This is a genomic window from Massilia sp. X63 (genome assembly GCF_041023745.1).
Taxonomy (GTDB): domain Bacteria; phylum Pseudomonadota; class Gammaproteobacteria; order Burkholderiales; family Burkholderiaceae_D; genus Telluria.
Map to the genome: position 1 here is coordinate 179478 of NZ_JBFTEF010000001.1, position 22552 is coordinate 202029.

Annotated in this window: 22 protein-coding genes; 10 read left to right on the top strand and 12 right to left on the bottom strand. The window is 69.7% G+C overall.

Annotation, left to right across the window (positions count from 1 at the left end; all coding sequences use genetic code 11):
- Nucleotides 1–70 precede the first annotated feature (70 nt).
- The 6 genes from AB3347_RS00830 to AB3347_RS00855 all read right to left on the bottom strand — a co-directional run bounded on the left by AB3347_RS00830 (nt 71) and on the right by AB3347_RS00855 (nt 5850).
- Nucleotides 71–436, bottom strand: coding sequence for a VOC family protein (locus AB3347_RS00830; RefSeq protein WP_369089875.1), 366 nt, complete (start codon nt 434–436; stop codon nt 71–73).
- Between the two features lie 42 nt (nt 437–478).
- Nucleotides 479–1285 (bottom strand): hydroxypyruvate isomerase, encoded by an 807-nt coding sequence (gene hyi / locus AB3347_RS00835; protein ID WP_369089876.1) that lies wholly within the window; start codon nt 1283–1285, stop codon nt 479–481.
- 32 nt (nt 1286–1317) lie between these two features.
- Entirely contained in the window at nt 1318–2613 is a 1296-nt protein-coding gene (locus AB3347_RS00840) for an MFS transporter (protein WP_369089877.1), read from the bottom strand.
- A 111-nt stretch (nt 2614–2724) separates the two neighbouring features.
- Entirely contained in the window at nt 2725–3192 is a 468-nt protein-coding gene (locus AB3347_RS00845; RefSeq protein ID WP_369089878.1) for a MarR family winged helix-turn-helix transcriptional regulator, read from the bottom strand.
- 212 nt (nt 3193–3404) lie between these two features.
- Complete coding sequence (locus tag AB3347_RS00850; protein WP_369089879.1) at nt 3405–4823, bottom strand: DEAD/DEAH box helicase; 1419 nt, start codon at nt 4821–4823, stop codon at nt 3405–3407.
- A gap of 247 nt (nt 4824–5070) precedes the next feature.
- A complete protein-coding gene (locus AB3347_RS00855) occupies nt 5071–5850 on the bottom strand; it encodes an inositol monophosphatase family protein (protein ID WP_369090503.1) in 780 nt (259 codons plus the stop codon).
- 176 nt (nt 5851–6026) lie between these two features.
- Here AB3347_RS00855 and AB3347_RS00860 point away from each other — a divergent pair, with 176 nt between their 5' ends.
- The 10 genes from AB3347_RS00860 to AB3347_RS00905 all read left to right on the top strand — a co-directional run bounded on the left by AB3347_RS00860 (nt 6027) and on the right by AB3347_RS00905 (nt 15566).
- Entirely contained in the window at nt 6027–6788 is a 762-nt protein-coding gene (locus AB3347_RS00860) for an RNA methyltransferase (RefSeq protein ID WP_369089880.1), read from the top strand.
- Between the two features lie 218 nt (nt 6789–7006).
- Nucleotides 7007–7525, top strand: a complete 519-nt coding sequence (locus tag AB3347_RS00865) for a twin-arginine translocation signal domain-containing protein (protein ID WP_369089881.1) — start codon at nt 7007–7009, stop codon at nt 7523–7525.
- The gene (locus AB3347_RS00870; protein ID WP_369089882.1) at nt 7522–9144 is read left to right on the top strand and encodes a GMC family oxidoreductase N-terminal domain-containing protein; all 1623 of its coding nucleotides are present in this window, start codon (nt 7522–7524) and stop codon (nt 9142–9144) included. Before AB3347_RS00865 ends, AB3347_RS00870 begins: the two co-directional genes overlap by 4 nt.
- A gap of 9 nt (nt 9145–9153) precedes the next feature.
- Complete coding sequence (locus AB3347_RS00875) at nt 9154–10125, top strand: esterase/lipase family protein (protein ID WP_369089883.1); 972 nt, start codon at nt 9154–9156, stop codon at nt 10123–10125.
- 72 nt (nt 10126–10197) lie between these two features.
- Complete coding sequence (locus AB3347_RS00880) at nt 10198–11043, top strand: response regulator (protein ID WP_369089884.1); 846 nt, start codon at nt 10198–10200, stop codon at nt 11041–11043.
- 57 nt (nt 11044–11100) lie between these two features.
- Nucleotides 11101–11595, top strand: coding sequence for a phasin family protein (locus tag AB3347_RS00885; RefSeq protein WP_369089885.1), 495 nt, complete (start codon nt 11101–11103; stop codon nt 11593–11595).
- A gap of 75 nt (nt 11596–11670) precedes the next feature.
- Nucleotides 11671–12366, top strand: coding sequence for a TetR/AcrR family transcriptional regulator (locus AB3347_RS00890; RefSeq protein WP_369089886.1), 696 nt, complete (start codon nt 11671–11673; stop codon nt 12364–12366).
- 23 nt (nt 12367–12389) lie between these two features.
- Nucleotides 12390–12944 carry a TIGR00730 family Rossman fold protein gene (locus AB3347_RS00895; RefSeq protein ID WP_369089887.1) on the top strand — a complete coding sequence of 185 codons (555 nt, stop codon included), beginning with the start codon at nt 12390–12392 and terminating at the stop codon, nt 12942–12944.
- Nucleotides 12945–13048: 104 nt separating this feature from the next.
- Entirely contained in the window at nt 13049–14410 is a 1362-nt protein-coding gene (locus AB3347_RS00900; RefSeq protein WP_369089888.1) for a DUF1800 family protein, read from the top strand.
- A 1-nt stretch (nt 14411) separates the two neighbouring features.
- Nucleotides 14412–15566, top strand: coding sequence for a DUF1501 domain-containing protein (locus AB3347_RS00905; RefSeq protein ID WP_369089889.1), 1155 nt, complete (start codon nt 14412–14414; stop codon nt 15564–15566).
- Nucleotides 15567–15598: 32 nt separating this feature from the next.
- Here the strand turns inward: AB3347_RS00905 and AB3347_RS00910 are convergent, their stop codons facing one another.
- From AB3347_RS00910 to AB3347_RS00935, 6 genes are all read right to left on the bottom strand, one after another.
- Nucleotides 15599–18295, bottom strand: coding sequence for an EAL domain-containing protein (locus AB3347_RS00910; RefSeq protein WP_369089890.1), 2697 nt, complete (start codon nt 18293–18295; stop codon nt 15599–15601).
- 4 nt (nt 18296–18299) lie between these two features.
- Nucleotides 18300–18737 (bottom strand): phosphate ABC transporter substrate-binding protein, encoded by a 438-nt coding sequence (locus AB3347_RS00915; RefSeq protein ID WP_369089891.1) that lies wholly within the window; start codon nt 18735–18737, stop codon nt 18300–18302.
- Between the two features lie 7 nt (nt 18738–18744).
- Nucleotides 18745–20037 (bottom strand): hypothetical protein, encoded by a 1293-nt coding sequence (locus AB3347_RS00920; protein ID WP_369089892.1) that lies wholly within the window; start codon nt 20035–20037, stop codon nt 18745–18747.
- 162 nt (nt 20038–20199) lie between these two features.
- Entirely contained in the window at nt 20200–20718 is a 519-nt protein-coding gene (locus tag AB3347_RS00925; protein WP_369089893.1) for a YgjP-like metallopeptidase domain-containing protein, read from the bottom strand.
- Nucleotides 20719–20833: 115 nt separating this feature from the next.
- Nucleotides 20834–21172 (bottom strand): KGG domain-containing protein, encoded by a 339-nt coding sequence (locus AB3347_RS00930; RefSeq protein ID WP_369089894.1) that lies wholly within the window; start codon nt 21170–21172, stop codon nt 20834–20836.
- 332 nt (nt 21173–21504) lie between these two features.
- A complete protein-coding gene (locus tag AB3347_RS00935; RefSeq protein ID WP_369089895.1) occupies nt 21505–22536 on the bottom strand; it encodes an NADP-dependent oxidoreductase in 1032 nt (343 codons plus the stop codon).
- Nucleotides 22537–22552 lie beyond the last annotated feature (16 nt).

Here is a 22552-nt window from a genome sequence, read left to right on the forward strand (position 1 = left end):
GTTTCAAACTCCGCCTGGCGGAGTTTTGCTGATGGTCAACTGCCTTGAGTAAATACGGCGTTCGTGGCGATCACTCGACTTTCGCGCGGTCGAAATGCGGATTCTGGATCACGCCGAACAGGTTGCCATACGGATCGCGCACGGTGGCGACGCGGATGCCGCCGCCGACGTCGCTCACCGGCGCGTCCAGTTCGGCGCCCAGGGCCAGCAGGCGCGCCGTTTCGGCATCGATGTCCTGGGTGCCCCAGTAGGCGGTGGCGCCGGCGCTGCCCGGCTGGCCGTCGGGGATCAGGCCCAGTTCGAAGCCGCCGACCTCGAAACCGACATAAAAGACCTCGTTGAAATAGGGCGGCTTTCCGAGAACCTGCTCATACCAGGCCGTGGCCTCGGCCAGATTGGTGACGGGGTAAATGACGGTGCGCAATCCCTGGATCATCGTGCTTCCTCGGCTGGTGAAAACCCGATGTTGCCGGAATGATCAGGCCCTGTCCAGCATGGCGGCGCGCTCCATGCGCGCCGCATGAAGCCAGCCGAGCGAGGCCGCCGTCTCGCCCTGGGGCAGGTATTCGCAGCCGACCCAGCCATCGTAGCCCAGTTCGTCGAGCAGGCGGAACAGGAAGGGAAAATTGATTTCGCCGGTGCCGGGCTGGTGGCGGCCGGGCACGTCGGCCAGCTGGATGTGGCGGATCAGGGGCAGGTAGCGGCGGAGGGTGTCGGCCAGCTCGCCCTCCATGCGCTGCATATGGTAGATGTCGTACTGCAGGAACAGGTTGGGCGCGCCGACCTCGGCGATGACGGCCGCCGCCTGTGCCGTGCCGGTGAGGAAGTAGCCGGGAATGTCGCGGTCGTTGATCGGCTCGATGAGCAGGGCGATGCCGTGCTCGGCGCAGCGGGCGGCGGCGTGGCGCAGGTTGGCGACGTAGGCGGCGTGGGCGCGCTCGTGGGAGACCTTGGGCGGCAGCTTGCCGGCCAGGCAGTGCAGGCGCCGCACGCCGAGTTCGCGCGCGTAATCGATGGCCAGGCCGACCCCGTCCGCGAATTCCGCGCTGCGGCGCGGGTCGCAGGCCAGGCCGCGCTCGCCCGCGGCCCAGTCGCCGGCCGGCAGGTTGTGCAGCACCAGCTCGAGCCCGTAGCGCTGCAGGCGCGCCGCGATCCGTTCCGGTTCGAAGGCATACGGGAACAGGAACTCGACCGCATCGAAGCCGGCCGCGCGGGCGGCGCCGAAGCGGTCGAGGAAATCGAGCTCGTTGAACAGCAGGCTCAGGTTGGCGGCGAATTTCGGCATGCAGGCTCCTGCGGCGATCCCGCTATCCTAGCCTATTCCGGCCGCGGGACCGGATCGCGCGCCTGCGGCAGCGCGGCATCGGCAAGCGAGGACATCGGCGTGAACAGCCATGCCAGCAGGGCCGCCGCCGTCAGCGACAGGCCGGCCGCGGCGAACAGCGCCTTCAGGCTGAGCAGGGTGGCCAGCCAGCCGGCCGCGGCCGCGGCCAGCGGCGCCAGGCCCATGAACACGAACATGAAGATGCCCATCATCCGCCCCAGCATGGCCTGCGGCACGCTCTGCTGGATCCAGGTGAACACCGCGACCTGGACGAAGCCGCCCAGCACCCCGATCGCCGCCAGCAGCAGCACGCCCTGCCAGCCGTGGGTCACCAGGCCCAGCGGCGCCAGCAGCAGGCCGACCAGGCCGTCCACCAGCAACAGGGTGATGCCGAGGTTGACCACGCGGCGCCTGCCCAGCGTCGCCGACAGGGCCATGCCGGCCAGCGCGCCGGTGCCGTGCGCGCCCATCATGAGGGCCAGGCCGGAGGCGCCGTGCAGGCGCTCGCTGGCCAGCAGGGGCAGGGCGACCTGCATCACGCCGCCCACCACGCAGGCGCACAGGCCCCAGTACAGGAAGGCGGTGCGCAGCTGGCGGTCGCGCCAGACCGTGGCCAGGCCGGCGCCGACCGCGCGCAGCACCGGCTCGGGCGCAGCGGGGCCAGCCGGGGCCGCAGCCAGCGGCCGCACCCGCGACAGGGTCCAGGCCGACAGCACGTAGGTCAAGGCATCGAAGGCGAAGGCCAGGCCGAGGCCGCGCGCATCCTGCAGGCCGGCGCTGCCGTCGCCGCCGAGCGCGAACAGCAGGCCCGCCAGCAGCGGGCCGGCCAGCATGGTGAGCTGGCGCATCGCCATCATTGCCCCGTTCGCGGCCGCCAGCATCCCGGCCGGCACCGCATGCGGCAGCATCGCGGTGCCGGCCGGAATGCTGAAGGCGGACGCCAGGCTCAGGCCGAGCGCCAGCAGCGCCACCGGCAGCAGCGTGGCCTGGCCCGACAGCACCAGTGCCGCCAGGACGGCCAGCAGGACCGTGTTGACGTGCTTGCTCAGCATGAGCACGCGCTTGGGCGAATAGCGGTCCACCACGGCGCCGCCGAACAGGATCAGGATCGCGCGCGGGATGCCCATGAGGGCCACCATCAGGCCGAGCGCCAGCGGGTCCCTGGTGAGCTGCAGGACCAGCCAGGGCAGGGCGATCAGGGTGAACTGGTCGCCCAGGGCGGAAACGAGGCCGCCGCTCATCAGCCAGGTGAAGTTCGGGTCGCGCCGCAGCGCCGCTTGGTCGTTCATGTCGATATCCAGTCGAAAGAAGCCGGCGCAGGGACGAGCGGGCCCGCTGCCGGCATGACGCGGCAGTGCCGGAACGCGCCTGGTTCCGGGGCGGGCAGGGAAGGCGGCGGCTTACTGGCCGCCGAGCTGGGCCAGCAGGGTCGAGCTTGCCGCGAGCTGCTCGCGCGAGGGCGTGCCGAGCAGCATGCGGCTGACGTTGTGCACCACCACGCTCGCATTCATGACCAGTTCGCTGCCGGTGGGCGTGATGAGGGCGTAGCCGACCCGGGCATCGCGCGGATCGCTCTGGCGTCCGACCAGGCCGATCTTCTCGAGCGGCAGCAGCGAGCGGGTGACGCCGGAGGCGGTCAGGCCGAGCTTGTCGGCCAGGTCGACCCGGCGCAGCCGTCCGCCCGGCGCCCGTTGCAGGCTCAACAGCAGCTGGTAGTCGGCAAAGCTGATCCCGTGCAGGCTCCCGAGGGAACTGTCGAGGCGCCGCGACAGGGCCGCCCAGGCGCGCGCCATGCGCAGGCAGAACTCGCTGGTCGGGCTGTCGAGCGGGGCGTCCGCGTCGGCGGGGGTGTCATTCGGGTCGGTCATGGCAGGGTCCAGTCTTTGAGAGATAGTTGATTGCTCAAATATATACCGGGTATCGACCCTTTGCAAGTACTTGAGTAATCAAATATCTATGCCGCGTGCTTAAAACGCAGAAAGGGCCAGCGCTGAAGCATGGGAAACTTCGAAGTTTCCCAACGCTCCGACGCTGGCCCTCAAGTCAAGGCAGCGCATGGCGGCCTTGGCCGCCTTGCGGATTAGCGGTCGCGGCCGCCCTGGCGTGGTGCGGAACCCGTGCGCGGGCCGCGGCTGGCGCTGTTGCCGTTGCGGTTGCCGCCGCCGGCGCCGGCAGGACGGTTGCCGCCGGCACTGGCCGGACGGCCGCCGTTGCCGCCGCCATTGCCCGCGCTGGCACTGCGCGGCTGGCCCTGGCCGCCGCGGTTGCCGCCCGGACGGCCGCCGCCACGGTTGGCATGGCCAGGTGCACCGCTGCGCAGCTGGATCGGTTGCGCCTTGGCGGTCGGATCCGGCTCGAAGCCCGGAATCACCTGACGTGGCAGGGTCTGCTTGATCAACTTTTCGATGTCTTTCAGCATCTGGTGCTCGTCCACGCACACCAGCGACACGGCTTCGCCGGTGGCGCCGGCACGGCCGGTACGGCCGATCCGGTGCACGTAGTCTTCCGGTACGTTCGGCAGGTCGTAGTTGACCACGTGCGGCAGCTGGTCGATGTCGATGCCGCGCGCCGCGATGTCGGTCGCCACCAGCACCTGCAGGCTGCCGTCCTTGAACTCGGCCAGCGCCTTGGTGCGCGCCGACTGGCTCTTGTTGCCGTGGATCGCCATCGCGCCGATACCGTCGCGGCCCAGCTGTTCCACCAGCTTGTTGGCGCCGTGCTTGGTGCGGGTGAACACCAGCACCTGGTGCCAGTCGTTTTCCTTGATCAGGTGCGACAGCATCGGGTGCTTCTTGTCGCGGTCCACCGGGTGGATCTTTTGCGCGATCACTTCCACGGTCGAGTTGCGGCGCGCGACTTCGATCGATTGCGGGTTGTTCAGCAGCTTGTCCGCGAGCGCCTTGATGTCGTCCGAGAAGGTGGCCGAGAACAGCAGGTTCTGGCGCTTCGGCGGCAGCAGGGCCAGCACTTTCTTGATGTCGTGGATGAAGCCCATGTCGAGCATGCGGTCGGCTTCGTCCAGGATCAGGATCTCGATCTTGCTCAGGTCGACGGTGCGCTGGCCGGCGTGGTCGAGCAGGCGGCCCGGGGTGGCGACCAGGACGTCGACACCGTGCTTGAGCAGCTTGATCTGCGGGTTGATGCCGACGCCGCCGAAGATCACGGCCGAATTCAGGTTGGTGTACTTGCCGTACACGCGCACGCTTTCCTCGACCTGGGCCGCGAGCTCGCGGGTCGGGGTCAGCACCAGGGCGCGGATGGCGCGCGGCGCGGTCTTGCTTTTCAGCGTGCTGCCGACCGCGTCGGTCGACAGGCGTTGCAGGATCGGCAGGGTGAAGCCGGCGGTCTTGCCGGTGCCGGTCTGGGCGCCGGCCAGCAGGTCGCCGCCGTTCAGCACGGCCGGGATGGCCTGGGCCTGGATCGGGGTCGGCGAAGTGTAGCCTTGTTCAGTTACCGCGCGGACGATTGCGTCGGACAAACCGAGAGTAGAAAATGACATAGATTCTTTATAAAAAGGGGGCCTGCGCCACGTGGCGCCGGTCCAGGCAAATCGGATTAGTCATTGCAGGCGGGACGCAGTAGAGACCGCGGGAACGCCGGACGCTGCCGCACGTGAAGACGCGCGCTGGCAGCCGGGATTATAGAGGAGTTGTTTCTCTATGGAAAGTTTCTGACCGGGACTTTCCGTCCGGTGAAGCGGGGTGAAGGATCCTGTCCATGCTCACCCCGGAAACACAAGCTGTATTTTACGCGAAAGCCGACAAGAGCGGGACCATGGCGCCAAACACCTTCGGGCCGGCGGCAATCACGTCGCCCTTGTGCAGGTATTCCGACTCGCCGTTGAACTCGCCGACGATGCCGCCCGCTTCGGTCACGAGCAAGGCGCCGGCAGCGATGTCCCACACCTTCAGGCCCTTCTCGAAGAAGCCGTCGATGCGGCCGGCGGCCACGTTGGCCAGTTCCAGCGCCGCCGAACCGCCGCTGCGCACGCCGTGGCAGCGCGAGGCGACGACCTCGTACATGCGCAGGTATTCGGCCAGCGCGCGCGGATCCGGGCCGTGGCCGGACGAGAGCAGGGCCTTGCCGATGCGGTCGTGGTTGCGCACGCGGATGCGCTTGTCGTTCAGGTAGGCGCCGGCGCCCTTGGTGGCGGTGAACAGGTCGTTGCGCACTGGGTCGTACACCAGGGCGTTGGTGATCACGCCTTTTTGTTGCAGGGCGATCGAGATGCAGTAGTTGGGGTAGCCGTGCAGGAAGTTGGTGGTGCCGTCGATCGGGTCGATGATCCACACGTATTCGCTCTCGTCATTCAGGTTCTTCGAGGCGCCGCTTTCCTCCGCCAGGATGGCGTGGTCCGGGTAGGCCTTCAGCAGCGTTTCCACGATGGCCGCCTCGGCCGCCTGGTCGATGTCGGTGACGAAATCGTTGTGATTTTTTTCAGAAATGGTGATGCGATCGAGATCGAAGGACGCGCGGTTGATGACGGTGGCGGCGCGGCGGGCGGCCTTGATGGCCGTGTTGAGCATTGGGTGCATGTGGCTTTCCGTGGAAAAAACGCGAACGCCCACCACGCTTTCTCGCGCCGTGAACGGTCTGCTGAATAGAGAATGACAAAGAGCAAAGCGGTGCCGAACCCGTTACAATCCGGGGCTTTCCAGTCCCGAATTTCAACAGCCCGCACCGCGCGATGGCGCTATTTTAAATGAACCCGACCGAAATCAACACATCTCTCTTCAAAAGGCTACGTTTTGTGCTGGTCGAGACCAGCCGCGCCGGCAATATCGGCTCGGTGGCGCGCGCCATGAAGACGATGGGATTCTCCGAACTGGTGCTGGTCGCGCCGCGCTGCGCCGACCCGCTGAGCGACCCCGAAGCGGTGGCCTTCGCCAGCGGCGCCGGCGACGTGCTGGCCAATGCGCGCATCGTCGGCAGTATCCAGGAAGCGCTGGAGGGCTGCAATTTCGCCGCCGCCGTGTCGGCGCGCCTGCGCGAGTTCTCGCCGCCGGTGTGGACGCCGCGCGCGTTTGCGGCCCATGCGGCGGGGCAGGACGACCTGCATCCTGCGCTGATCCTGGGCAATGAGCGGGTCGGCCTGCCCAACGAGATCGTCGAGGGCTGCAACGTCCTGATCAACATTCCCTCGAATCCCGACTACTCTTCGCTGAACCTGTCGCAGGCGGCCCAGGTGCTGGCCTACGAGTGCCGCCTTGCGGCGGTGGGCGATACGGTGGACGAGCGCGGCGTCGGGTTCCAGGGCGATGCCGCCAGCCTGGCCCAGATCGAGGGCATGTACGCGCACCTGGAACAGGCGCTGGTGGCGATCGGCTTCCTCAACGCGAACAACCCGAAGAAGCTGATGCCGCGCCTGAAGCGCCTGTTCTCGCGCACCCAGCTGGAAACCGAAGAGGTCAACATCCTGCGCGGGATCGCACGCGAGATCCTGCAGCACGCGCCGAAAAAGTAGGCTGCAGAGAATATTTGCCTGTAGGGCCCTGGATGCAAATATCCTTTGCATCCACGGGCCGCTGGGCAAACGCCGCGCTCAAGGCGCGCCGGCGCAGCCGCCCCGTGTCCGGCGCCATGAGCCGCGATCGTATCCCTTCCTGGAGCTTCCCCTCTAATGCCGGCCCGCCGGCGGCCTTGCCCTTTGACGTACACTAGGAAAAACACAAGAGGCAGTCTATGGGGACATCACGACGGACTTTCCTGAAAGCCGGCGGCGTGGCCGCGCTGGCGCTGGCGGCCGGCGGCGCGCTGTACCGCGCCACGCATACGCAGGCGCCGCACCGCTTCGCCCTCGACGGCGAAGCGCGCGCCGCCCTGCACGCGATCGTACCGGCGATCCTGGCCGGCGCGCTGCCGCAAGGCGCACAGCGCGCGGCCGCGCTTTCCGGCACCATCGACGGCGTCCACCAGGCCATCCTCGGCCTGCCGCCCGCCACCCAGAAGGAAGTGCAGGACCTGTTCGGCCTGCTCGCGCTGGCGCCCGCCCGGCGCCTGCTGACGGGAATATCGGGCGGCTGGGAGCAGGCGCGCAGCGAGGACGTGAACGCCTTCCTGCAAGACTGGCGCCTGCATCGCCTGGGCCTGCTGCGCAGCGCCTACCACGCGCTGCACGACCTGGTGCTGGGCGCCTGGTACGCGCAGCCCGCCAGCTGGGCCGCCACCGGCTATCCCGGGCCGATGAAGGAGTTGTCTTGAGCACCCCGATCATTCCCGACCCGATCCGCGCCGGCATCGCCAAAGGCTGGAAGATCCTCGACGCCGCCGCGCTCACCCAGGACCGCGTGCTGGAGGCCGACGTGGTCATCGTCGGCAGCGGCGCCGGCGGCGGCGTCACGGCCGAGATCCTGGCGCGTTCGGGGCTGTCCGTCATCGTGGTGGAAGAGGGCGCATTGACATCCTCGAGCGACTTCAAGATGCGCGAGGCCGAGGCCTATCCTGCGCTGTACCAGGAATCGGCCGCGCGCAAGACGGTCGACAAGGGCATCAACATCCTGCAGGGCCGCACCGTGGGCGGCTCGACCACCGTCAACTGGACCTCGAGCTTCCGCACCCCGGCCGCCACCCTCGACTGGTGGCGCCGCCACTATGCGCTGCCCGAGGCGACGCCCGAGACGCTGGCGCCCTGGTTCGCCATGATGGAAGCGCGCCTGCACATTGCCGACTGGCAGGGCGCGCCCAACGAGAACAACGACATCCTGCGCCGCGGCGCCCGGCAGCTGGGCATCCCGACGGGCCTCATCCGCCGCAACGTGAACGGCTGCTGGAACCTGGGCTACTGCGGCATGGGCTGCCCGACCAATGCCAAGCAGTCGATGCTGGTGACCACCATCCCGGCCGCGCTCGACCATGGCGCAACGCTCATCACGCGCGCGCGCGCCGAGCGCTTCGCGTTCAAGGGCGAGCGCGCCGACGAACTCCTGTGCCGGGCGCTCGACCCGGCCGGCGTCTATCCGACCGGCCGCAGCCTGCGCCTGCGCGCGCGCCACTACGTGGTGGCCGGCGGCGCGATCAACTCGCCGGCGCTGCTGCTGCGCTCGCAGGCCCCGGACCCGAGCGGGCTGCTGGGCCGGCGCACCTTCCTGCACCCGACCCTGATCTCGGCCGCGTTTTTCCCGCAGCGCGTGGAAGCCTGGGCCGGGGCGCCGCAGACCGTGTATTCGGACCACTTCCTGGCCGGCCCGCCCGACGGCCCGATCGGCTACAAGCTCGAAGCCCCGCCGCTGCATCCGCTGTTGCTGGCCACCACCATGAACGGCTTCGGCGAGAGCCACGCGCGGATGATGCGCGACTTCCCGCAGCTGCACGGCATGCTGGCCCTGCTGCGCGACGGCTTCCACGAGGAGGCGCCCGGCGGCAGCGTGCGCCTGCGCGCCGACGGCAGCCCCGAACTCGACTATCCGCTGACCGGCTACCTGTGGGACGGCGCCAGGCGCGCGCTGCTCACCATGGCCGAGATCCAGTTCGCCGCCGGCGCCACCGGCGTGCAGCCGGCGCACGAGATGGCGCGCCGCTACGCGTCCTGGCGCGAGGCCAGCGCCGCGATCGCCGAACTGCCGCAGGGCCTGCAGCTCACGCGCGTGGCCTCGGCCCACGTCATGGGCGGCTGCGCCATGTCCGGCGACGAGCGGCTCGGCGTCGCCACCCCGGAAGGGCGCTACCGCGGCCTGGCCAACCTGTCGGTGCACGACGGCTCGCTGTTCCCGACCTCGCTCGGCGCCAATCCGCAGCTCTCCATCTACGGCCTGGCGGCGAAACTGGCGAGCGGCCTGGCGACCGCGCTCACCGGCCGGCCGGCGGCCCGGCCGGCGGCCTGAGGTGGGGCGATGAGCGCGCGCCGCCTCCTGCAATTGCTGCTCGTCGTGCAGGCCCTGGCGGCCCTCGGCATCGGGCTGGCGGCGGTGCAGATCTTCGGGGCCAACCGCTGGCAGGGGCTGGCCGCGGGCCTGGGCAGCGTGCTGCTGGTGCGCCTGGCCATCAACGCCAACAACTTCCTCATGAGCGCGCGCTTCGCCAGCCCGACCCCGGCCGAATTCCAGCTGCGCCCGGGGGCGCGCCTGCGCATGTTCCTCGAGGAGTTCGGCGCCAGCATGCTGCAGTCTTCCTGGACCATGCCGCGCGCCTGCGCCGGCACCTGCATCCACCCCGGCGGCGCGGGACTGCCGGTGCTGCTGCTGCACGGCTACGGCTGCAACAGCGGCTACTGGTCGCAGCTGGTTCCGCGCCTGGACGCCGCGCGCATCAGCCATGCCTCGGTCGACCTCGAACCCCTGATGGGCGACATCGACGGCTACGCGCCGCTGGTCGAGCGCGCAGTCGACGCACTGCGCGCGGCCACCGGCGCGCAGCAGGTGATCGTCGTCGCGCACAGCATGGGCGGACTGGTGGCGCGGGCCTGGATGCGCGCCTGCGGCACCGGCAAGGTGGCGCGCGTGATCACGCTCGGCACCCCGCACCACGGCACCTGCCTGGCCGCGTTCGGGCTGGGCCTGAACGCCGCCCAGATGCGACGGGCGGCGCGCGCCCTCGCGCACGAGCCGCCCGAATGCGCCTGGCTGCGCGCGCTCGATCAGGGCGAAGACCCGGCGGCGCGCGCCCTGGTCACCTCGATCTATTCGCACCACGACAATATCATCGCGCCGCAGACCTCGAGCCAACTGCCGGGCGCGCGCAACCTGGCCTTCGGCGGCGTCGGCCACGTCGCCCTGGGGCGCAACCCGCGCGTGCTCGACGCCGTGATGCGCGAGATCGCGGCACTGGAGCAGGCGTCGGTGCGCCAGACGCAAGCGGCGCGTTGAAGCCGGTCGGTATTGGATGTATGTACGGCCGGCGTGTTACAGTAAGCCCAACGCCGCAACTGGAGCGCCGAGTTGGCCCGCATCCTGATCATTGAAGACAATCCCGCGAACGTCGAGCTGATGGCGTTTCTGCTCACCGCGTATGGACACACCGCCGTCAGTGCGCCGGACGGGCCGCGCGGTATCGCCGTCGCCCGCGCCGAAGCGCCCGACCTGGTGGCCTGCGACGTCAACCTGCCCGGCATGAACGGCTATGCCGTGCTGGCCGCGCTCAAGGCCGAGCCGCGCCTGGCCCGCGTTCCGGTGCTGGCCGTGACCGCGCTGGCGATGGCCGGCGACCGCGAGCGGGTGCTGGACGCCGGCTTCGACGGCTACATCAGCAAGCCGATCGAACCGGAGAGCTTCGTGGCCGAGCTCGAAGCCTTCCTGCCGGCCGCCGCCGCCCCCGCGCCCGCGGCGCCGCCTCCTGCCTCCACGGGCGCGGCGCGGCAGGACGCCGCGCCGTCCGCGCCGTCCCGGCCGACCGTGCTGCTGGTCGACGACGATCCCTTCATGCTGGCGGTGCTGGCCGACATGCTCGGCGAGGAGCCGCTGCGCGTGCTGCTTGCCGCCTCCGGCCCCGAGGCGCTGGTGCTGCTCGAGCGCGAGCAGGTCGAGGTGATCCTGTGCGACCAGGCCATGCCCGGCATGAGCGGCACCGAGGTGCTGGCCCAGGTCGCCGCGCGCCATCCGCGCACGGTGCGCCTGATGCTGACCGGGCAGCAGGACCTGGCCGAGATCGAGGCCGCGCTGCGCTCGGGCGTGGCCGAGGCCCACTATGCCAAGCCGGTGTCGGCCGCCAGCCTGCGCGCGCGCATGCGCGAAGCCCTGCTGCTGCAGCGCACCCGTGCGCAAGCCGAGGGCGGTGACACGCTTTAGAACCAGTGTTCTAGCGTGCATGCATAAAATGACCGTACCGGTATACGAGGAACAGTCATGAGCAAGAAACTCCACGCAGAGGACGACGACGAGGCCCTGGCCCGCGCCGTGCGCGCATCGGCCCAGCAGATCTGGCAGGCCGGACTCGGCGCCTTCGCCAAGGCCCAGGAAGCGGGCGAGGGCGGCCGTTCGTTCACGCGCCTGGTGCGCGACGGCAGCGTGCTGGCGCGCCGCGCCCGCGACGTCGAGGACGCCACCGGCACCGTGGCCCGCGCCGCCGAGCGGGCTGCGCGCAGGATCGGGCGCGAGGGCGGCTCCTGGGGCAAGCTGGAACAGGTGTTCGAGGAGCGCGTGGCGCGCGCCCTGGCGACCATCGGCGTGCCCGCCGCCAGCGAGGTCGAGGCCTTGCGGCGCCGCGTCGACGAGCTCGAACTGATGCTGGCCCAACTCGCCGATCGCCTGCCGGCGCCGGCGGCCGCGGCCGGGGCGCCGAAAAAGCGCACGCGCCGCGCCCCCAAGGCGGCGCCGCCGCAGGAAGAAGAAGGCGCCTGAACGGTGGTCCGAATGCTGTCTGCCTGACAGCTTTTGGTGTTATCCTCCCGGCTGGAATCACAAACTTCGCCCTTCATGCAACAAAAAGCTCCGCGCCGGACCCGCGAACGCATCCTCGAGCTCTCGCTCAGGCTGTTCAACGAGTTCGGCGAGCCGAACATCACGACGACGGTCATCGCCGAGGAGATGAATATCTCGCCCGGCAATCTGTACTATCACTTCCGCAACAAGGACGACATCGTCAACTCGATCTTCGTCCAGTTCGAGACGGAGATCGAACGCATCCTCACGGTGCCGGCCGGTCGCCGCTCGAACATGGAAGACGTGTGGCTCTACCTGCACTTGATGTTCGAGCTGATCTGGCGCTACCGCTTCTTCTACCGCGACCTGAACGACCTGCTGTCGCGCAACCGCAAGCTGGAGCTGCACTTCAAGGCGATCCTGGCGCACAAGATCAAGGTGGCGCGCCAGCTGTGCGAGGACCTGCGCAGCGAAGGCTCGCTCGAGGCCTCCGACCAGCAGATCGGCGCGATGGCGACCAACATGGTGGTGGTGGCGACCTACTGGCTGTCCTACGAGTACGTGCGCAACCCGCGCAAGTACAGCGAGCAGCAGGCCATCGCCGACGCGCTCGCGCGCGGCTGCTACCAGGTGCTGTCGATGGTCGGCCCCTACCTGCGCGGCGACACCCGCCTGCTGTTCGAGAAGCTGTCCGAGGAATACCTCAAGAAGCTGTCCGCCGAGGCCAGGCCCGGCGCCGATTTCCTGTAACCGTTTTTAAGCATGCTCCCACGATGAAGACCCTGGCCGTTTACTGCGGCGCCTCGCACGGCGTCAACCCGACCTATTCCGACGCGGCGCGCGCCTTGGCCGCCGCACTGGTGGAACACAACATCGGCCTGGTCTACGGCGGCGGCAAGGTCGGCCTGATGGGCGTGATCGCCGACGAGGTGCTGCGCCTGGGCGGCGAAGCCACCGGCGTGATCCCCAGGGCCCTGGTCGAGCGCGAGGTCGGGCACGCCGGCCTGACCCGCCTGTTCGTGGTCAAGGACATGCACGAGCGCAAGGCCATGATGGCCGAGCTGTCCGAGGGCTTCATCGCCATGCCGGGCGGGATGGGCACGCTGGAAGAGCTGTTCGAGATGCTGACCTGGGCCCAGCTGGGCATCCACGCCAAGCCGATCGGCCTGCTCAACGCCAACGACTTCTGGGACGGCCTGGTCGACTTCGTGCGCCACCAGTCCCGCGAGGGCTTCGTCCGCAGCGCCCACCTCGACCTGCTGCAGGTCGATGCCGATCCCGATGCGCTGATCCGGCGCCTGCGCGCGGCCGCGCTGCCTGCCGCCTGAAGCGATTTGCCCCTTGCCGGGGCGGGGCGCGGCGCGGCAACAAATAGTTGGAACTTTTCTGTCGGTTAAACGGAATACCTGCATGGTCCTCCACTTTGCGCCCCATGACGACTGAATCGATCGCCCTCAACCGCTTCGGGCTCGGCGCCCGCCCGGACGACAGCCCACCGGCCGATCCGCGCCGCTGGCTGCTGTCCCAGCTCGACAGCTTCGATCCCTTGCCCGCACCCTGGCGCGCGCTGCCGCGCACCCCGCAGCTGGCTGCCGGGTGGGTCGCGCATCAGCGTGCGCTGCGCCAGACGCCGCAAGCGCAGCGCAGCAGCCTGCTGGAGGCCTGGCGCGACAGCGAGGGCGCGACCTACCGCGGCGCGATCGGCGCCCGCGTGGCCAGCGCCCTGCAGACCCCCACGCCCTTCGCCGAACGCCTGGTGCACTTCTGGGCCAACCATTTCGCCGTCTCGGTGGACAAGCGCCCCGTGATCAGCCTGGCCGGCAGCTTCGAGGCCGACGCCATCCGCCCGCACGTCATGGGACGCTTCGAAGACCTGCTGCTGGCCGCGGTGCGCCATCCGGCCATGCTGGTCTACCTCGACCAGGCGCGCTCCACCGGCCCGGACAGCATGGCGGGACGCCGCGCACGGCTGCGCCAGAGGAACAACGCAGGCCTCAACGAAAACCTGGCGCGCGAGATCCTCGAGCTGCATACGCTCGGGGTACGCAGCGGCTACACCCAGGACGACGTCACCGAATTCGCGCGCGCACTCACCGGCTGGACCTTGCCGGAGGACGGGGAGGGCGACGAAGCGCCGGCGCCGTTCCGCTTCGCGCCTGCGCTGCACGAACCGGGCAGCCGGCGCGTGCTCGGGCGCAGCTATGCGGCCGGGGGCGAAGACCAGGCCCGCGCCATCCTGCGCGACCTGGCGGCGGCGCCGGCGACGGCCGAACACATCGCGCTCAAGCTGGCGCGCCATTTCGTGGCCGACGAACCGCCCGCGGCGCTGGTCCTGCGCCTGGCCGACACCTTCCGCCGCAGCGGCGGCGACCTGCCGAGCGTGTACCGCGAGCTGGTGCAGGCGGCGGAAACCTGGGCGCCCGGCCCGGGCAAGTTCAAGTCGCCATGGGACTGGAGCATCTCCTGCCTGCGCGCCCTGGGCCGGCGCGAGATGCCGGAACAGCAGGTGGCCAACCTGCTGAACCAGCTCGGACAGCCGGTCTGGCGTCCCGGTTCGCCGGCCGGCTACGGCGACACCGGCGCCGCCTGGGCTGCGCCGGATGCGCTGCTGCGCCGGGTCGAGGTGGCGCAGCGCCTGGGCGCCCAGGCCGGCGCAGCGGTCGATGCGCGCGCGCTGGCGCCGAAAGTGCTGCCGAACCTGGGCGAAGGCACGCGCCAGGCGATCGCCCGCTCCGACAGCCCGGCCACCGCGCTGGCGCTGCTGTTCGCATCGCCCGACTTCCTGAGGAGATAAGATGAGCCTGAACCGACGTGCCTTCCTGGCCGGCGCCGCCGCCCTGCTGGCCGCGCCGCGCGTGGCCTTTGCCGGCGGCGCGCTGCCCACCGAGCGGCGTTTCATCTTCATCATCCAGCGCGGCGCGGCTGACGGGCTGCACACCGTGATCCCGACCGCGGACCCGCACTATGCGCGCCTGCGCGGCGCGCTCGCGGTCGAGCCGGAAACCGCCCTCAAGCTCGACGGCAGCTTCGCCCTGCATCCGTCGCTGGCCACGCTGCACGGGCTGTACCTCGGCGGCCAGGCCAGCTTCATCCACGCGCTTGCGTCGTCCTACCGCGAGCGCTCGCACTTCGACGGCCAGAACATCCTCGAAACCGGCGGGCGCGCTCCCTACGCGCTGAAAGACGGCTGGATGAACCGGCTGGTCGGCATGCTCTCGCAACGCGGCAGGGATGCGATCGCCTTTGCTCCGACCGTGCCGATGGCGCTGCGCGGCGCGCTGGCGGTTCCCTCGTATGCGCCTTCGGGGCTGCCCGACGCGAACGAGGACCTGATGCAGCGTGTGGCCCAGCTGTATGCCGGCGACGCCCAGTTGCATGCGTTGTGGTCGGCCGCGCTCGACGCCCGCGGCATGGCGGGCAGCACCGACCCGAAAGCCAGGCGCCAGGAGCCGGGCGAGATCGGACGCATGGCGGCGGGTTTCCTGGCGCGCGCGGACGGTCCGCGCATCGCAATGATCGAAACCGGTGGCTGGGACACCCACACCGGCCAGGGCGGCCGCCTGGCGGCCCAGTTACGCAACCTGGACACCCTGGTCGGCGGCCTGCGCCAGGGCCTCGGACCGGCCTGGGACCGGACCGTGGTGCTGGTCGCGACCGAGTTCGGGCGCACCGCGGCGGCCAACGGCACCGGCGGCACCGACCACGGCACCGGCGCGGCCGCCATGCTGCTGGGCGGCGCAGTGCAGGGCGGCCGGGTGCTGGCCGACTGGCCGGGCCTGGCCCCGGCCGACCTGTTCGAGGGACGCGACCTGCGCCCGACCATGGGACTCGACACCCTCATCGCCCAGACCTGCGCCGAAACCTTCGGCCTCGACCCCGAGCGGGTGGCGCGCACCCTGTTTCCGCAGATCGCCCTCGGCAAGCCGCTGCCGCGCCTGCTGAAGGCTTGAAGCGGCCGGGGCCGGCCCGGCTCCGAGCGCCCTCAGGCCGGTGCCGGGCGCAGTAGCGCGGCGATCTGCTCCGGCGGCACCGGACGGCTGAACAGGTAACCCTGCATCTCGTCGCAGTCGTTGGCGCGCAGGAAGGCGCGCTGCTGCTCGGTCTCGACGCCTTCGGCGATGACGCGCAGGTTCAGCTTGTGGCCGAGCGAGATCACCGCCATCGCGATGGCCTGGTCGTCTGGGCTGTCTGCCAGGTCGCTCACGAAACTCTTGTCGATCTTGAGGCGGCTGATCGGGAAGGACTTGAGCGCCGACAGGCTCGAGTAGCCGGTGCCGAAGTCGTCGATCGACAGCGACACGCCCATGCTCTTCAGCTCACGCATCTTTTCCACCGCGCGCGTCAGGTCGCGCATGATCGAGCTTTCGGTGACCTCGACTTCCAGCGCTTCCGGCGGCAACCTGGAGTCGCGCAGGGCGCCGGCAATGCGCTCGACCAGGCGCTTTTCTTCGAACTGGCGGGCCGACACGTTGACCGAGATGCTCACGGGAGGCAGGCCGGCGGCGCGCCAGGCCTGGCCCTGGGCGCAGGCGGTGCGCACCACCCATTCGCCCAACGGCACGATCAGGCCGCTTTCCTCGGCCAGGCCGATGAAGCGCAGCGGCGAAATCATGCCCTGTTCCGGATGCTTCCAGCGGATCAGGGCCTCGACCCCGAACAGGCGGCCGGTGCGCAGGTCGACCTTCGGCTGGTACAGCAGCTGGAACTGGCAGTCTTCGCTGCGGCAGCCGGGATCGACGCAGGCTTCGAGTGCGGCGCGCATGCCCTCCAGCAGCACCAGCTTTTCTTCCACGCTGGCGTTCATCTCGCTGGCGTAGAACTGGAAGCTGTCCTTGTGCTCCTTGGCGCGGTACATCGCCGCATCGGCGTTCATCATGAGGGTGTTGGCGTCCGTGCCGTCGCGCGGATACAGCACCACCCCCATGCTGCAGCTGACCTGTACTTCCTGGCCCTCGACATCGACCGGCTCGGTGACGGCCTCGCGCACCTTCTCCAGCAGCGGCGTGATGGCCATCGGGTCGCCCGACAGGTCGGGCAGCAGGATCACGAACTCGTCGCCGCCGAAGCGCGCCAGGGTATCGTTGCGGCGCAGGCAGCGGGCCATGCGCGCGCCCACCACCTTCAGCAGTTCGTCGCCGGCATTGTGACCGAGACCGTCGTTGACCAGCTTGAAGCCGTCCAGGTCGATGAAGGCCAGGCCGACCGCATTGCCCTTGCGTTCGGCATCGCGGATGGCCTGCCCAAGGCGGTCGCGCAGCAGGCTGCGGTTGGGCAGGCCGGTCAGGTCGTCGTGGTGGGCCAGGTGGCGGATGCGCTGCTCGGCCAGCTTGCGCTCGGTGATGTCGCGCACGATCGCCACCACGCCGCCCTCGACCGGCACCACCTGGCGGTGCAGCCAGCGGTCCTGGTCCGACTGGACGTGGTCCAGCCATTCGGCTTCGCGCGCCACGCCGTCGGTGGCGACTGCGGCCAGGTCCTCGAAGATGCCGAGGCCGATGTGGGCCGGCAGCAGCACCGACATGCGCTTGCCTTCCATGCGCGCCTTGGGCAGGCCGGTCAGTTCCTCGGCGCGGGTGTTGGTGGTCTCGACCAGGAAGTCGAGCACCTCGCTGTCGGCGCCGGCGACGGTGCGCAGCACGAAGAAGGCATCCAGGCTGGCTTCGGAGGCGGCGGCATAGGTTTCCTGCGCCAGGCGCTCGCGCCGACGCGCCTTGGCGAGCTGCCAGGACCAGGCGCTGACCAGGGTCACGAGGCACAGCAGCAGCGCGGTGCCGGCGCTGGCGCCCAGCAGCCAGGCGCGGCGCTCCGCGCGGAACTCGGCCATCTGCTCGGGTTCGGACAGGCCGACCACCGCCACCAGCGGGAAGCCGCCCAGGGGCCGGATGCTGGTGTAGCGCAGTTCGCCGTCGATGGCGTTCGCGGCCAGCACCACCTCGTCGGGCCGGCCGATCGGGAAGCGCTGCCCCCACGAGACCTGGTCGCCGATGCGCACGGCGCGCAGGACGCCCTCGGCGCCGGCAACCCCGAGCAGGCCGCGCTCGCCCTGGCGCGAATGCTCGTAGGCGCTGGTGAAGAAGGCAGGGTCGACCGCCACGCTGGCGACCCCGGCAAAGCGCCCGCCGGCATCGTTGATGCGCCGCGAGAACACCACGTGCGGCTCGCGCCGACCGACGGTGGCGCTCACGAAGGGAATGTCGCCCGTATGTTCGCGGTGCCAGGCGAACCAGTCGGCGCGCGAGACGTCGCCGCCGCGCCGGGTGGCCGGATTGCTGGCCAGCACACGGCCATCGCTGCCGATGATCGCCACCTGGAACACCAGGCCCGGCGGCAACAGGCCCTTGGCGGCCATCGCGTCCAGGGCCGCGCCGGGGCCCTTGGTCTCGACGGCGTACTGCAGCACGCGCAGGGTCTGGTCGATGCCGCTCAGGCTGCGCGCCATCTGGGCTTCGTAGGTGTCGACCAGTTCGCGCGTGGCGTCGCGCGCCGCCGCGTGCGCGGCGCGCTCTTCGGAACCGATCATGTTGAGCGCGGCGGTCCACAGCACCGCGACCAGCAGCAATGCAAACAGCGGCAGCGAGATGTGGGTTTCCAGCCCGCGCCCGAGCCAGCGCACCAGTGCCGTGCGCCGCGCGCGCGGCTGTGGCGGATGGGCGCGCGCCGGCGTGGCCAGGGTGTTCATCGCGTCAGCGCAGCACCAGCACCGGACGCACGCTGGCATCGAGCGCCGAGCGGTCGATGTAGCCGATCATTGCTGGGTTGTCGGCCACCATGCGGCGCACCGCGGCATTGTCGGCCAGTTCGCGCGGCGGCTGGCCGCGGCCGGTGAACACCATCTTCGACCAGTGCGCCTTGAGCAGGGCCGGGGTCTTGCCGGTGACCTGGTGGTAGAACAGGTCACGTTCCTGCGAGCCGAGGCGCTGGTCGAGCGCCACCGCTTCGGCGCCGTCGGGGAAGCGTCCGGACTGCCCGAGGAAGATCGCGGCGACCTGGCCGCCGGACAGCGCCGGCAGCGCACTGCGCGCCGAGACGATGACCACCAGCTCGGCCGAGGCATTGCCGGAGGCCGTCTGCGCCAGGACGAGGGTGGCAGCCGCCACCAGGCGTCGGATTCGTGTCGCCATGCGCGCCTCAGAATACGAAATCGAGCGCCACGCTTGCCACGTGCACTGTCTGGCCGGAGCGGAAGCTGGACGGCGTATTGATGAGGGTTCCGCGCGAACCGTCGGTCGGCCGGGCGCGGTCGTACTGGGCCTTGAGGGCGACGTTGGTCGCCAGGTCCCAGCGCAGGCCGGTGCTGAGCGTGGTCTGGATCGGAATCGTGCCCAGGTAGAGATTCACGCCGGCGTTGAGCGCGGCCCCCAGCGCCTGGGTACGTGGCGGCAGCCCGGCCAGCGCCAGGCCCGGGTCGCGGTTGGCGCCGTGCGCGCGCGCCCTGGCGAAGCCGAGATAGGGCGTCAGGCTGGCGAAGCGGTAGCCGGCGCCGGCGTACATCGTGGTGGTCTCGCCGAGCAGGGAATGGGTCTGGGCGTGTCCGGCCTCGGCGCTCACGAACCACTGGCCCGGGTCGTAGCTGAACCCGGCGCTGACCATGCTCACGCGCTTGTGCTCGATCGCATAGCGGCCGGCCAGCGCCGCGCCCTGCGTACCGAAGCCGCGCATGGCGCTGAACACTTCGTCGCCGATCCCGGTCGTCAGGTGGCCGGTCAGCGCCGACAGGCGTGCGCTCAGCGGGCCGCGTTCGATGCTGTGCGACAGGCCGGCGATGCCGTGCGCCTCAAGCCGGCGATCGTCGAACAGGCGGGTGTCGGTGCGGCCGTAGAAGACCTGGGTTGCGTGCCGGGTGTCGCCGCGGCCCCAGCGCCAGGTGGCGTCGATGCCGTCGCTGCTGGCGATCGGCAGCCCGCCGTAGACCTCGACCGGGGGACGCAGCCAGGGCATGGTGTAGCCGACCTTGCGGTAGTCGGCCATCAGGAACACCGGCAGCGCGATCCGCCCGACGCGCAGCGCCAGGTCGGGAGTGGCCTGGTACTTGACGTTGGCCCACTCGATGCGCGGGCGGTAGTTGCCATCCATATTCTGTTCGCTGACCACCTGCAGCACGCCCGACCAGCGTCCCAGCGACAGGTCGAGCTGGGCGCCCAGGCGGCTGTCGACGTCCGGACTCCAGCGCTCGCTGCGGCCGGCGCCGTTGGCGCGCAGCACCGTGGAGCTGAAGTCGGCGTCACGCACGCTGGCATGCACCATGCCGAGGGTGCCGAAGCCGGAAAACTTCCAGCTCGGGCCGGTCGATGCATCGGCCGGAGCGCTGTCGTCGGCCACCGCATTGCCGATGGCTGCGCAAGCCAGCAGGCCACTGGCGAGGATGCTGCGGCGAAGACTTGCCGATACGGGATGGCCGGGAAGGAAAAACGGAAAGCTCATGATTCGATGCGGCTGAACGGCGTGCAAAAGCGAGGCCCGGCTGGCGGGCGCGAGTTCCCGACTTTACCGAACGCAACTGTGAAAGTCGAGGGATTCAGATATTGCAACAAGCTATTTTGACAATATCCGTTGTTCCGTGGCAACGGCTCGCGGGGCAGGAACTCAGGCGGGCGTCGCCCACAGCCGCCGGCCCCCCAGGTCGAGCCAGGTCAGGTAGAGGCGCAGGTCGAACTCGAGCTGGTGGTAGTGCGGCTCCATCCAGCAGCACAACTTGTAGAAGGCCTTGTCGTGGTCCTTTTCCTTCAGGTGGGCCAGTTCGTGCACCGCGATCATGCGCAGGAAGGGCAGCGGCGTGTCGCGGAACACGCTGGCGATGCGGATCTCGTGCTTGGCCTTCAGGCGGCTGCCCTGCACCCGCGAAACCGCGGTATGCAGCCCGAGCGCGTGCTGCACCACCTGGATCTTGCTGTCGAACGCCACCTTGGCGACCGGCTCGGCCTGGCGCAGGTGCTCGTCCTTCAGGTCCTGCACGTAGGCGTACAGCGCCTTGTCGGTACGGATGCCGTGCGCCTCGGGGTAGCGCTGCAGGAGCACGTCGCCGAGCTGGCCGGCGTCGACCAGCTGGCCGACCTGGGCGCGCAGGGTTTCGGGATAGGCGGTGAGGTAGGGAAACGTGTGCATAGGGGCCGCAATGTATCACGGCGCCGCAGCTTCGGGTTCGGCGGAAGCACGGCGCCCGCGGGCGCCGTGGTGGGATGCATCGCTGTGGGAATGGTCCTGTCAGCCGGAAAGCTGGTCAGCTTTCCTTTTCGCCCTGGCGATTGCCGGCCTGCTTGGCCGCTGCCGCGGCGCGCTGGGCCGACTGCCGGCTTTCGCCACCCTTGCGCCCGATATCGGCCATGTGGGCGCGGTTGCGGCTGACGGCCTCGCCGCCTTTCTGGCCGGCGCGGCGTGCTTCTTCGGAGTCGAACTCGTGCGCGGTGCCCTTCTGGTGCGCCGCCTGTCCGCCCTTGCTGGCGATCTCGCGCTGCTGGTTCTGGTCCATTGCCGCGAAACCGCGCTTGGCCGGCGCCTGGCCGCTGCCGGCGCCGCTTTTCTGCGCGCTGCCCTTGCCGTTCTCTTTACTTGTCGCCATGTCGCTCTCCTTGTGGTGCTGTCGCTGTCGATTGGGAAGCCGCGAGCGTGTATGGATGCGCTCGTGCCGTTTAGAGAGGAGGCTAAAGCCTTAGTTCCTTCGGGTCGGGACCGGCAGCGAATTCGCGCGCTAGCTGTGAAGTTGCAAGAGGTTATTTCGGTTGGTTGAGAGCCGGGACATCGGTTCTTTGCCGCCGGCGCCGGGTAGAACAGCTCGTCCACCACACGGGCGCGCTGCGCTTCTTCCTCGCGATCGAGCATCGCGAATGCGTGGAACAGGGCGCGCACGTGCGCCTGGCCGGGGCGCCCGGCCAGGCGGATCGGGCACCTGGATCAGGCGTCGGCCACCTTGAGCACCAGCTTGCCGAGGTTCTTGCCCTCGAATAGCATGAGCAGGGCTTCGGGGAAGCGCTCGAAGCCCTCGACCACGTATTCGATGCTCTTGACGCTGCCTTCCCGCATCCAGCCGGCCAGGGTGGCCACCCCCTCGGCATAGCGCGGCGCGTAGTCGAACACGACCATGCCCTCCATGCGCGCGCGGTTCACCAGCAGCGACAGGTAGTTGGCCGGCCCCTTGACCTGGCTGGTGGTGTTGTATTGCGAGATAGCGCCGCAGATGACGATGCGGGCCTTCATGTTGATGCGGGTGAGGACCGCGTCCAGGATATCGCCGCCGACGTTGTCGAAGTAGACGTCCACGCCCTGCGGGCAGTGTTCCTTCAGGCTCGCGTGCACCGAGCCCGCCTTGTAGTCGATGCAGGCGTCGAAGCCGAGCTGCTCGACCACGAAGCGGCACTTGTCGGCGCCGCCGGCGATGCCGACCACCCGGCAGCCCATTTTCTTCGCCACCTGGCCGACCGTCATGCCGACCGCGCCGGCGGCGCCCGAGACCACCACGGTCTCCCCAGGCTTCGGCTGGCCGACCTCGCGCAAGCCGAAGAAGGCGGTCATGCCGGGCATGCCGAGGGTATTCAGCCAGGCCGTGGGCGGCGCCAGCGCCGGGTCGATCTTCGTGAACGCGGCGGTCTTGTCGTCGGCCATCCCGGACCAGTAGCGCTGCACCCCGGTGCCGCCGGCCACGTAGTCGCCCACCGCGAAGCGCGGCGAGCGCGAGGCCACCACGACGCCGAGCCCGCCGGCGCGCATGACTTCGCCGATCGCCACCGGGCGGATATACGATTTGCCTTCGTTCATCCAGCCGCGCATGGCGGGGTCGAGCGACAGGTAGAGCACCTTGACGACGATGCCGCCGTCCTGCGGCTCGGGCACGGCTTCTTCGTGGAACTGCCAGTCCTCGTTGCGCGGCAGGCCGAGCGGACGCGCGGCGAGGCGGAACTGCTGGTTCGGGGGGAATGCATTGGTCATCGTGGTCTCCGTGCGT

Excerpts from the sequence above, each read along its gene's own strand:
- AB3347_RS00840 (WP_369089877.1), bottom strand. The coding sequence starts at position 2,613 with ATGAACGACCAAGCGGCGCTGCGGCGCGACCCGAACTTCACCTGGCTG.
- AB3347_RS00890 (WP_369089886.1), top strand. The coding sequence starts at position 11,671 with ATGCAACAAAAAGCTCCGCGCCGGACCCGCGAACGCATCCTCGAGCTC.
- AB3347_RS00830 (WP_369089875.1), bottom strand. The coding sequence starts at position 436 with ATGATCCAGGGATTGCGCACCGTCATTTACCCCGTCACCAATCTGGCC.
- AB3347_RS00900 (WP_369089888.1), top strand. The coding sequence starts at position 13,049 with ATGACGACTGAATCGATCGCCCTCAACCGCTTCGGGCTCGGCGCCCGC.
- AB3347_RS00920 (WP_369089892.1), bottom strand. The coding sequence starts at position 20,037 with ATGAGCTTTCCGTTTTTCCTTCCCGGCCATCCCGTATCGGCAAGTCTT.
- AB3347_RS00860 (WP_369089880.1), top strand. The coding sequence starts at position 6,027 with ATGAACCCGACCGAAATCAACACATCTCTCTTCAAAAGGCTACGTTTT.
- AB3347_RS00865 (WP_369089881.1), top strand. The coding sequence starts at position 7,007 with ATGGGGACATCACGACGGACTTTCCTGAAAGCCGGCGGCGTGGCCGCG.
- AB3347_RS00930 (WP_369089894.1), bottom strand. The coding sequence starts at position 21,172 with ATGGCGACAAGTAAAGAGAACGGCAAGGGCAGCGCGCAGAAAAGCGGC.
- AB3347_RS00895 (WP_369089887.1), top strand. The coding sequence starts at position 12,390 with ATGAAGACCCTGGCCGTTTACTGCGGCGCCTCGCACGGCGTCAACCCG.
- AB3347_RS00875 (WP_369089883.1), top strand. The coding sequence starts at position 9,154 with ATGAGCGCGCGCCGCCTCCTGCAATTGCTGCTCGTCGTGCAGGCCCTG.
- AB3347_RS00925 (WP_369089893.1), bottom strand. The coding sequence starts at position 20,718 with ATGCACACGTTTCCCTACCTCACCGCCTATCCCGAAACCCTGCGCGCC.
- AB3347_RS00885 (WP_369089885.1), top strand. The coding sequence starts at position 11,101 with ATGAGCAAGAAACTCCACGCAGAGGACGACGACGAGGCCCTGGCCCGC.
- AB3347_RS00910 (WP_369089890.1), bottom strand. The coding sequence starts at position 18,295 with ATGAACACCCTGGCCACGCCGGCGCGCGCCCATCCGCCACAGCCGCGC.
- AB3347_RS00915 (WP_369089891.1), bottom strand. The coding sequence starts at position 18,737 with ATGGCGACACGAATCCGACGCCTGGTGGCGGCTGCCACCCTCGTCCTG.
- AB3347_RS00845 (WP_369089878.1), bottom strand. The coding sequence starts at position 3,192 with ATGACCGACCCGAATGACACCCCCGCCGACGCGGACGCCCCGCTCGAC.
- AB3347_RS00905 (WP_369089889.1), top strand. The coding sequence starts at position 14,412 with ATGAGCCTGAACCGACGTGCCTTCCTGGCCGGCGCCGCCGCCCTGCTG.
- hyi (WP_369089876.1), bottom strand. The coding sequence starts at position 1,285 with ATGCCGAAATTCGCCGCCAACCTGAGCCTGCTGTTCAACGAGCTCGAT.
- AB3347_RS00855 (WP_369090503.1), bottom strand. The coding sequence starts at position 5,850 with ATGCTCAACACGGCCATCAAGGCCGCCCGCCGCGCCGCCACCGTCATC.
- AB3347_RS00935 (WP_369089895.1), bottom strand. The coding sequence starts at position 22,536 with ATGACCAATGCATTCCCCCCGAACCAGCAGTTCCGCCTCGCCGCGCGT.
- AB3347_RS00850 (WP_369089879.1), bottom strand. The coding sequence starts at position 4,823 with ATGTCATTTTCTACTCTCGGTTTGTCCGACGCAATCGTCCGCGCGGTA.